At 75.1% G+C, this 11090-nt stretch carries 2 protein-coding genes; both read right to left on the bottom strand.

Going from position 1 to position 11090, the window contains the following annotated elements; translation table 11 throughout:
- Positions 1–154: polyketide synthase docking domain-containing protein (locus tag ACJ73U_RS25045; protein WP_407780149.1), on the bottom strand; the 154-nt coding region annotated here is incomplete at its 3' end.
- A 33-nt stretch (positions 155–187) separates the two neighbouring features.
- Positions 188–11090, bottom strand: a 10903-nt coding sequence (locus ACJ73U_RS25040) for an SDR family NAD(P)-dependent oxidoreductase (protein ID WP_407780148.1), incomplete at its 5' end; no start/stop codon positions are given.

The raw sequence follows: 11090 nt of genomic DNA, 5'->3' as shown, positions 1-11090 counted from the left end.
CGCGGATGCCGCCGGCGTAGCGGCAGGCCATGGACACGATCGCGACAGGCTCCGACGCCGCGGCGGCCAGTGCGCTGTTCTCCTGCTGGAGCCGGACGTTCTCCTTCAGCGAGGCACGCAGTGCCTGCACGATCTGCTCGTCTGGCGCCGGCATGAGCTTCCTCCACGATTCGTTCGTCATCGGCCGTCAGCTCGCCCCGCCCAGGGCCCGTTGCACGAGACCGTCGATGTCCAGTTCGTCGATCAGCGCCGCGTCGTCCGCGGTCACCTCGGCGGCCCGCTCCCCCGGGTCGGTGCCGGCGTCCGCCTCGGCGAGGCCGAGCAGGGTGTCCAGGACACCTGCCTGCCTGAACCGGGCGAAGGGCACGGACGCGAGGACCCGCCGCAGGTCGTCCTCCCGCTCCTCGGAGCCACCGGGATCGCTGTCGGCCTCGCGGAGCAGCTCGGCACGCAGGTAGCCGACCAGCGCCTCCGGGGTGGGGTAGTCGAAGATCAGCGTCGCCGGCAGGCGCAGCCCGGTGGCCGCGTGCAGGCTGTTGCGCAGGTTGACGGCGGCCAGCGAGTCGAAGCCGACCTCCTGGAACGCCTGGCGCGGGCCGATGGCCTCGGCGCCGCTGTGGCCGAGGACGGTCGACGCGTGGCCGCGGACGAGCCGGAGCAGGATGCGGTTCTGCTCGCTGTCCGGCACCGCCCGCAGGGAGGCCGCGAGGGACGCGGCGGTGTCGCCGTTCCCGGTGTCGGGCTGCGCTGCCGCCAGCGCCGCCTTCGCCTCGGGCAGGTCGGCGAACAGCGGACTGGGTCGGACGGACGTGAACGCGGGGACGAAGGCGGTCCAGTCCATGTCGGCCACCGCCACGAACTTCTCGCCGCCGGCCATCGCCTGCACGAACGCGGTGACCGCCAGCTGGGGTGTCATCGGCAGGACGCCGCGGCGGCGGAGCTGGGCGAGGGCGGCCGCGTCCATGCCGACACCGATCTGGTCGAGGGCTCCCCACGCGATCGACGTCGCACGCAGTCCCCTGGCGCGCCGCCGTTCGACGAGGGCGTCGAGGACGGCGTTCGCCGCGCCGGAGAGGCCCTGGCCGCCGCCACCCCACACCCCCGCGATCGAGGAGAAGACGACGAACGCGTCCAGCGGTGTGTCCTCGAACAGCTCGTCGAGCCACACCGCGGTGTCCACCTTGGCCGCGAAGACCTCGGCGAGGTCGGCCGCGCCGGTGTCGTCCACCGTGCTGGTCCGGGTGATGTCGGCGGCGTGCACGACCGCCGTGAGCGGCTGTTGCGGGGAGGTCGCGGCGACCAGCCGCGCGATCGTGTCCCGGTCGGCGTCGGCGCAGGAGTCCACCGCGGTGCCGAGGCCGAGGCCGGCCAGCTCGGCACGCAGTTCGGGCACGCTCTCCTCGGGTGCGTGCGCGGTGGTGGTGACGATGAGCCGGTCGGCTCCGGCGAGCGCGAGCCGGACGGCGGCGTGCCTGCCGAGCCCTTCGGCGCCGCCGGACACCAGGACGGTGCCGCGGGGCTGGTGACCGGCGCCGCCGCCGGGTTCCGGCACGGGTTTGCGCACCAGTCGCCTGGTGTAGACGCCCGATCGCCGAACCGCGAGCTGGTCCTCACCGGCGCCGCCGTTGAGACCGCCGTTGAGCACGCCGAGGAGGTGCTGGGCCGTGCGTTGGTCGCTCGTGGCCGGCAGGTCGACCAGGCCGCCCCACCGGTCTGGGCGCTCCAGCGCGACGGCGCGGCCGAGGCCCCACAGCGAGGCCTGTGCCGGTGCGGCGAGGGTGTCCTGGATACCGATGTTCACCGCGCCCCGGGTCACGCACCACAGTGGCGGGGTGGCGTCGCCGAGGGCCTGGACGAGCGCGAGCGTCGTCGCCGCGACCGCGACCGGGTCCTGCGCCCGCTGGTCCAGGGCGAGCAGGGACAGCACGCCGGTCAGGTCGTACTCGGCCAGGACGGTGGCGAGTCGTGCGGCGAGCCGTTCGCGGGTGCGGTCCTGGTCGCCGGCCTCAAGCAGGACCATGTCGAGTCCCTGGCCCGCCAGTTCGGCGAGGAGGGTGTCGTCCTGGTGCGTCGACGGCACCACGACGAGCCACCGTCCACCGGGGACGCCGGCGGCCGCGCGTTCGAGCGGCTGCCAGGTGACGTGGTAGCGCAGTTTCTCGGCGGTGGACAGCTCGCGGCGCTTCTCCCGCCAGTCGGCCAGCACGGGGACGACGGTGTTCAGGGCGCTGCGCTGGTCGGCCGACGCCATCTCCAGCAGCTCGGCGAGGGAGTTCAGGTCGGCACGCTCGACCGCGGCCCAGAAGTCGGCGTCCACGCCGTCGGCGGGTTCCGCCTCGTCGAGCGCCTCCGCCTCGTGCAGCCAGTAGTGCTGATGGTCGAAGGCATAGGTCGGCAGGTCGACCCGTCCGGACACGGGCGGCAGCACCCCCGCCCAGTCCACGGCCACGCCCCGCACGAACAGCTCGGCCATCGAGGCCAGCAGCCGCCGCGGACCGCCGTCGTCACGCCGCAGCGACCCGACCACCAGACCGTCGGTGATCTCGCTGATCGGTTGCACCAGCACCGGATGGGCGCTGACCTCCACGAAAACGCCGTGTCCCTGCTCGACCAGGGCCGCCACCGCCGGGCCGAACCCCACCTGGTTGCGCAGGTTGCGGTACCAGTAGCCGCCGTCCACGACCCCGGCGTCCCGGACCCAGTCGCCGATGACGGTGGAGTAGAACGGCACCGTGGGGGCCTGCGCGGTGATCCCGCCGAGCGCGTCGGCGAGGATGTCGCGGATGTCCGCCACGTGCCGGGTGTGCGACGCGTAGTCCACCGCCACCCGCCGCACCCGGACCCCATTGGCGGACAACGACTCCAACGCCTCGTCCAACGCCCGCGCATCCCCCGCGACCACCACCGAGGACGGGCTGTTGACCGCGGCCACCTCGACCCGGTCCGCCCACGGCGCGAGTCGGGCGGCGACCTCGTCCGCACCCAACGCGACGGAGGCCATGCCACCACGGCCCGACAACTTCCCGGCGATGGCCTGACTCCGCAACGCCACCACCCGGGCGGCGTCCTCGAGGGACAGCGCACCCGCCACACACGCCGCGGCGATCTCCCCCTGGGAGTGACCGACGACCGCGTCCGGCACCACGCCGACCGACGACCAGACCGCGGCGAGCCCGACCATCACCGCGAAGCTCGCGGGCTGGAGCACGTCGACCCGGTCCAGGAGCGCGGGATCGGTCTCGCCCCGCAGCACGTCCACCAGCGACCAGTCGACCCACCGCTCCAGCGCGGCAGCACACTCGGCGACCCGCCCCGCGAACACCGGGGAGGAGTCCAGCAGCTCCCGGCCCATGCCCACCCACTGCGAGCCCTGGCCCGGGAACACCCACACGGTCCTGCCCGGCACGTCCACGCCGCCGGTCACCAGAGCGGGCGCGTTCTCGCCGCGTGCCAACGCGCCCAGCCCGGCCAGCGCCTCCTGTCCGGTGCCGGCGACCACGACGGCCCGCTGTCCCAGCACCGCGCGGCCCGACAGCAGCGACCCGGCCACAGCGGCCAGCGGCACCCCGCCGGAACCTTCGAGGAAGGCGGCCAGCCGACCGGCCTGTCCCGCCAACGCCCCGGCGGACCCGGCCGACACCACCAACGGCACGACGGTGTCGAACCGGCTCGCTCCGCTCGCCGGCGAGTGGACCCGGCGGTTTCCCTCCCGCGCCGCTCCCTCGCCCGCAGCGGGGCTCCCCGCACTGCTCGTCGATCCAGCCATCGGCGGCTCATCGGTGTTGAATTCGCTCGCGCCGGTCGCCCGCGAATCGGCCCGTACCCGGCGACTTCCCTCCTGCACTGCTCCCTCGCCGGCGGCCGGGCTCCCCGCGCCGCTCGTCAGTCCGGCCACCGGCGGCCCGGCCGGCTCGGCGGGTGCCTCCTCCAGGATCAGGTGGGCGTTCGTCCCGCTGGCGCCGAAGGAGGACACCGCGGCCCGGCGCGGACGGTCGCCGCGCGGCCAGTCGCGGGCCTCCGTCAGCACCCGGACCGCGCCGGCGGACCAGTCCACCTGGGTGGTGGGCCTGTCCACGTGCAGGGTCGCCGGCAGGACGCCGTGCTGGAGCGCCTGCACCATCTTGATCACACCGGCCACCCCCGCGGCCGCCTGCGTGTGACCGATGTTCGACTTCAACGACCCCAGCCACAGCGGCCGGTCCCGGCCCTGCCCGTACGTCGCCAGCAGAGCCTGCGCCTCGATGGGATCGCCCAGCGCGGTCCCCGTCCCGTGCCCCTCGACGGCGTCTACATCGGACGGTGACAACCCGGCACTCGCCAGCGCGCCGCGGATCACGCGCTGCTGCGACGGGCCGTTCGGCGCGGTCAACCCGTTCGACGCACCGTCCTGGTTCACCGCGCTGCCCCGCAGCAGGGCCAGCACCGGATACCCGCGCTCGCGGGCCACCGACAGGCGCGCCAGCAGCACGACACCGACTCCCTCGGCCCAACCCGTGCCGTCCGCGCCGTCCGCGTAGGCCTTGCACCGCCCGTCGGCGGACAGGCCCCGCTGGCGGGAGAACTCCAGGAAGGCATCCGGACTGGCCATCACGGTCGCGCCGCCGGCCAGCGCCATCGAGCACTCGCCCTGCCGCAACGCCTGCGCCGCGAGGTGCATCGCCACCAGCGACGACGAACACGCGGTGTCCACCGTGACCGCCGGCCCTTCCAGGCCGAACACGTAGGACACCCGGCCCGACGCCACGCTCGACGCGGTGCCGGTCATGAGGTAGCCCTGGACGTCGTCGGGCACCTGGCGCAGCCGGGTCACGTAGTCGTGGTGGACGATCCCGGTGAACACGCCGATGTCGCTGCCCTTGACCGACAGCGGGTCCACACCGGCCCGTTCCAGTGCCTCCCAGGACGTCTCCAGCAGCAGCCGCTGCTGCGGGTCCATGGCGAGCGCCTCACGGGGCGAGATCCCGAACAGCCCGGCGTCGAACTGCGCGGCGTCGTAGAGGAACCCGCCCGAGCGGGTGTAGCTCGTGCCGGGGTTGGCCGGGTCCGGGTGGTACAGCGCCTCGAGGTCCCAGCCGCGGTCGACCGGGAAGCCGGACACCGCGTCCCGCTGCTCGGCCACCAGGTCCCACAGTTCCTCGGGGCTGTGCACGCCGCCGGGCAGCCGGGTGCTCATCGCGACGATCGCGATCGGCTCGTCGGCGACCGCGGCCGCCACCGGCGCGGGCGCCGCCGGTCGCTCGCCGAGCAGCTCGGCCAGCAGGTGGGTGGTGAGGAGGGCGGGTGTCGGGTAGTCGAAGACCAGGGTGCTGGGCAGGTCCACGCCGGTGAAGTCCCGCAGGCGGTTGCGGAGCTTGACCGCGCTCAACGAGTCGAACCCGAGGTCCTTGAAGGACTGCCCCTCGGCGAACCGGTCCGACTCGCGGTGGCCGAGCACGACGGCCGTGCTCTCCTGGACGAGGTCCATCACGACCCGCAGTCGCTCGGCGGCCGGCAGCCCGGTCAGCCGGTCCGCGGTCGTCGTCGCATCGGCGGCACCCGCGGCCGCACCGGCCGGCGCCGCACGCCGGGCGGGGGCCTCCGCGCCGGTGTCGTCGGTCCCGACCCAGTACCGCTCGTGCTGGAACGCGTAGGTGGGCAGCTCGGTGCCGACCGCCTCGGCCGGCCGGCCCATCACCGCGGTCCAGTCCACGGCCACGCCGCGCACGTGCAGTTCCGCGAGCGCGGTCAGGACGTCGGTGGCCTCCGCGCCGTCCTTGCGCAGCGTGGCGACACAGCCCTGCCCCTGTGTGCCGAGCGCCATCGCGGCGAGGACGCCGCCGGGGCCCAGCTCGAGGAACGTCGTCGCGCCCTGCTCGCGCAGCGCGGTGACGGCGTCGCCGAACCGGACCGCGTGCCGTGCCTGGTCGACCCAGTAGTCGGGGGTGCCGAGTTGCCCGTCCTCGGCGAGGGCGCCGGTCAGCGTGGAGACGATGGGCAGGGCGCCGGGCCGGAACGGCAGACCGGCCACGACGGCGCGGAACTCGTCGAGCACGGGTGCCATGAGCGGCGAGTGGAAGGCGTGGCTGACCGGGAGCCGGCGCGTCTTGCGGCCGCGGCCCGCGAGTTCGCCCGCGACGGCGAGCACGGCGTCCTCGTCGCCGGAGAGCACCACCGAGTCGGGGCCGTTCACCGCCGCGACGCAGACCACGCCGGCCGCCCGGTCGAGCAGCGGCGTGACCTCGGCCTCGGTCGCCTGGACGGCGACCATCGCACCACCCGCGGGCAGGCCCTGCATCAACTCACCGCGTGCGGCGACCAGCGCCGCCGCCGCCGCCAGGGTGAGCATCCCGGAGACGTGCGCGGCGGTGATCTCCCCGACCGAGTGGCCGGCGAGGAGGTCGGGCCGCACGCCCCAGGACTCGAAGAGCCGGAACAACGCGGTCTCCAGCGCGAACAGGGCGCCCTGCGTGTACATCGTCTGGTCGAGCAGGTCGCTGTCGGGCGCGAACACGACCTCCCGCAGCGGGCGCGCCTCGGGCAGGTGCTCGTCCACGGCCGTGCACGCGGCGTCGAACGCGGCGCGGAAGACGGGGAACGTCTCGGCCAGCTCGCGGCCCATGCCGGCCCACTGGCTGCCCTGGCCGGTGAAGAGCACCGCCAGCCCGCCTGTCACCGGGGTGCCGGACACGACCGGGGAACTCGCCGCGCCACTCGCGAACTCGGTGAGGTCCGCGCGCAGCCGCTGCCGGTCGCACGCCACGACCACGGCCCGGTGGTCGAGGTGTGCCCGCGTGGTGGCGAGCGCGTGGGCGGTGTCGGCGAGGCGCACCTCGGGCCGGTCGTCGAGGTACCGGGCGAGGCGACCGGCCTGGCCGCGCAGCCCGGCCGGCGTCCGCGCCGACACGAGCACCGGGACGGGCACATCCGCCGGCCGCGGTACCGGGGTGGGGGCCGGCTCGTCCGGGACGGCTTCGAGGACGACGTGCGCGTTGGTGCCGCCGATGCCGAAGGACGACACCCCGGCCCGGCGGGGCCTGCCGTTCGCCGGCCAGTCGCGGGCCTCGGTCAGCAGTGCCACCGCACCCGCCGACCAGTCCACGTTGGACGAGGGCCGGTCCACGTGCAGTGTCCGCGGGAGGACGCCGTGCCGCATGGCCATGACCATCTTGATCACGCCGGCGACACCGGCGGCCGCCTGTGTGTGCCCGATGTTCGACTTCAGGGAGCCCAGCAACAGCGGGTCGCCGTCCCGGTCCCGGCCGTAGGTCTCCAGCAGCGCCTGCGCCTCGATCGGGTCGCCGAGGGTGGTGCCGGTGCCGTGCGCCTCCACGGCGTCCACGTCCGAGGTGGACAGTCCGGCGGTGGCCAGTGCCCTGCGGATGACCCGTTGCTGGGACGGGCCGTTCGGCGCGGTGAGGCCGTTCGACGCGCCGTCGGAGTTCACCGCCGACCCGCGGACCACGGCCAGCACCGGGTGGCCGTGCCGGCGCGCGTCCGACAGCCGCTCCACCAGCAGCAGGCCGACGCCCTCGGACCAGCCGGTGCCGTCCGCGCCGTCGGCGAACGCCTTGCACCGGCCGTCGGGCGCCAGCCCGCGCTGCCGGGAGAACTCGACGAAGGTCTCGACGGTGCCCATCACCATCACGCCGCCGGCCAGCGCCATGGTGCACTCGCCCCGGTTGAGCGCCTGCGCCGCCAGGTGCAGTGCCACCAGCGAGGAGGAGCAGGCGGTGTCGACCGTGATGGCGGGCCCCTGGAGGCCGAGGTGGTAGGCGACGCGACCGGAGACGACGCTGCCGGAGCCGCCGGTGAGGCGGAAGCCCTCGACCCCGGCCGCGGTGTGCGTCCGCATGCTGTAGTCGTGGCTGTTGACGCCGACGAAGACGCCGACGTCCTGCCCGGCCAGCGTGGTCGGGTCGATCGCGGCGCGTTCGAACGCCTCCCAGGACGTCTCCAGCAGCAGCCGCTGCTGCGGGTCCATGGCGAGGGCCTCGTTGGGCGAGATGCCGAAGAAGGCGGCGTCGAACCCGGCGGCGTCGTCGAGGAAGGCGCCGTGGCGGACGTAGGTGGTGCCTTCGTGGTCGGGGTCGGCGTGGTAGAGCCGGTCGGTGTCCCAGCCGCGGTCGGTGGGGAACTCGGTGACGGCGTCGATCCCGTCGGCCACCACCCGCCACAGGTCCTCGGGGCTGTGCACGCCCGCGGGAAAGCGGCACGCCATCGCCACGATCGCGATGGGCTCGTCGGTCCTCGTCGCCGGGGCGGGGGTTGCGGCCGGGCGGTGCGCCGTGCCGCCGAGGAGCTTGTCGCGCAGGTGCTCGGCGAGCACCGCGGGCTTGGGGTAGTCGAAGATCATCGCCGGGGAGAGGGTGAGCCCGGTCGCGGCGGCCAGCCGGTTCCGCAGTTCCACGGCGGTCAGCGAGTCGAACCCGGCGTCCTTGAAGGTCCGGCCGGCGTGGACGGCGTCGCCGTCCACGTGCCCGAGCACCGCGGCGGCGTGTCGCCGCACCAGGTCGAGCACGGCCGCGGTCTGCTCGGCGTCGGCGAGACCGGCGAGGCGCTCCGCGAGCGACGCGGACGGGGCGACGGTCCGGGCCGCGGGTCGCGCGGCCGGGACCAACCCGCGCAGCAGCGGCGGGACGGGATCACCGGCGGCCGCCGTCGCCCGCAGGTCGAACTTGGCCGCCACCAGCGTGTCGTCGGCGGCCAGCGCGGCGTCCAGCAGTGCCGTTCCCTCGGCGGCGGAGAGCCCGACCATGCCGGTGCGCCTGGTGCGTGCCAGGTCCGCGGCACCCAGGTGCTGGGTCATGGCGCTGACCGTCGCCCAGTAGCCCCAGGCGAGGGACACGGCGGGCAGTCCGAGGCGGTGCCGCTGCCGTGCCACCGCGTCCAGGCAGGCGTTGGCCGCCGCGTAGTTGGCCTGCCCGGGGTTGCCCAGCACGCCCGCCGCGGAGGAGAACAGCACGAACGCGGCGAGGTCGGCGTCCCGGGTGAGCTCGTGCAGGTGCAGTGCCGCGTCCACCTTCGGCCGCAGCACGGTGTCGACGCGGTCGGGGGTCAGCTCGGTGAGCACCCCGTCGTCGAGGACACCGGCGGTGTGCACGACGGCGGTGAGCGGGTGCTCGGCCGGCACGGCGGCCAGGACGGCCGCGAGCTGGGCCCGGTCGGCCGCGTCGCAGGCGGTGATGGTGACGGACGCGCCCAGCGCGGTCAGCTCGTCGTGGAGGTCCGGGGCGTGGCCGCCGCGGCTGACGAGGACCAGGTGCCGGACGCCGTGCGTGGTGACCAGATGCCGTGCCGTCGTCGCGCCGAGGGTGCCGGTGCCGCCGGTGATCAGCACCGTGCCGTCGGGGTCGAGGGGGCGCCCGGTTTCGGGCGGCGACACCCGTGCCAGGCGCGGCACCACCGCGACGCCGTCGCGGACCCGCACCTGTGGTTCGCCACTGCGCAGCACGGCGGGCAGGGCGGCGCGGTCGTCGAGGTCCGCGAGGACGATCCGGCCCGGGTGCTCCGACTGCGCCGAGCGCACCAGGCCCCACACCGCGGCCGCGCCGAGCTCGGCGCAGTCCCCGGTGACGACGGCCAGCCGGGTCTCGGCCAGGGCCGGTTCCGCGAGCCAGGCCTGGAGCACCGCGAGCGCGGCGTCGACCGACGCACGCGGATCCGCGGGGGCGGCCTCGTACAGCAGGAAGTCGGGCGTCGCCGCCGCGGCGACGTCCTCGGCGGACGCGACGGGCACCATGTCGAGGGCGATGTCGGGGCCGCGTGCCACGGTGGGCAGCGGCAGCGGGGTCCAGTCGACGCGGAACAGGGCGTCGTGCGGCAGTCCCACCCGTTGCGTGGCGGGCGGGGTGCCGACGACCGAGCCGACGGTCATGACGGGGTGTCCCGCGGCGTCGGTCAGCAGCAGCCCGGTGCCCTCGGGCCGCACGTGCACCCTGGTGGCGCCCGACGCCAGCAGGGACACGCCGGTCCAGGCGGACGGGAGCGTGCCGTCCGGGATGACCGTGCGGACGGCGGCGTCGAGCAGGGCGGGGTGCATGCCGTAGCGGCCGGCGTCGCGGAGGGCGGCGTCGTCGAGGCCGACCTCGGTGGCGGGTCCGGTGCTCGGGGTCGCGGTGGCGGTGGGGGTCGCGGTGGGGGTGGGGGTGGGGGTGGGGGTGGGGGTCAGCGTGCCGTGGGCGTGCCGCGTCCAGGGGGCGTCCAGTGGCGCGTCCGCGGCGCGGGAGTGGATCTCCACGGACCGCTGCCGCGTCTGGCCCGGTTCGCCGACGACGGCCTGGAGGTCGCGGCCGCTCTGCCGCGGCAGCACCACGGGCGTGTCGACGGTCAGCTCGTCGAGGACGGGGGTGCCGACCAGGTCGCCGAGCCGGATGACCAGCTCGACCAGCGCCGCGTTCGGCACGACGTCGTCGGTGAGCCAGGGGTGCGCGTGGCGGGACCACCTCGACGTGGCCACGAAACCGGCCGAGTTCGGCAGGCTGACGACCGCGCCCAGCAGCGGGTGGTCGGCCGGCGCCTGGCCCAGCGACGCGGCGTCCGCCGCCGGCTCCGGCCGCAGCCAGTAGTGCTGGTGGTCGAAGGCGTAGGTCGGCAGGTCCACCCGTCCCGACACGGACGGCACCACCGCCGCCCAGTCCACGGCCACACCCCGCACGAACAGCTCGGCCATCGAGGCCAACAGCCGACGCAGGCCCCCGTCGTCACGCCGCAGCGACCCGACCACCACACCGTCGCCGACCTCGCTGATCGGCTGCACCAGCACCGGGTGCGCACTCACCTCGACGAACACGCCGTATCCCTGCGCCAGCAGGGCGGTCACGGCCGGGCCGAACCCCACCTGGTGACGCAGGTTCCGGTACCAGTACCCGCCGTCGACGACCCCGGCGTCGCGCACCCACCCGCCGGTGACGGTCGAGTAGAACGGCACCACCGGCGCCTGCGCGTCGATCCCGGCCAGCACCTCGGTGAGGGTGTCGCGGATGTCCGCCACGTGCCGGGTGTGCGACGCGTAGTCCACCGCCACCCGCCGCACCCGAACCCCCGTGCCAGACAACGACTCCAACGCCTCGTCCAACGCCCGCGCATCCCCCGCGACCACCACCGAGGACGGG

The organism is Actinophytocola sp. (assembly GCF_045807065.1).
Taxonomy (GTDB): domain Bacteria; phylum Actinomycetota; class Actinomycetes; order Mycobacteriales; family Pseudonocardiaceae; genus Actinophytocola.
Note: the sequence above shows the minus strand (reverse complement) of the source record. Positions and strands in the feature narration are given on the sequence as shown.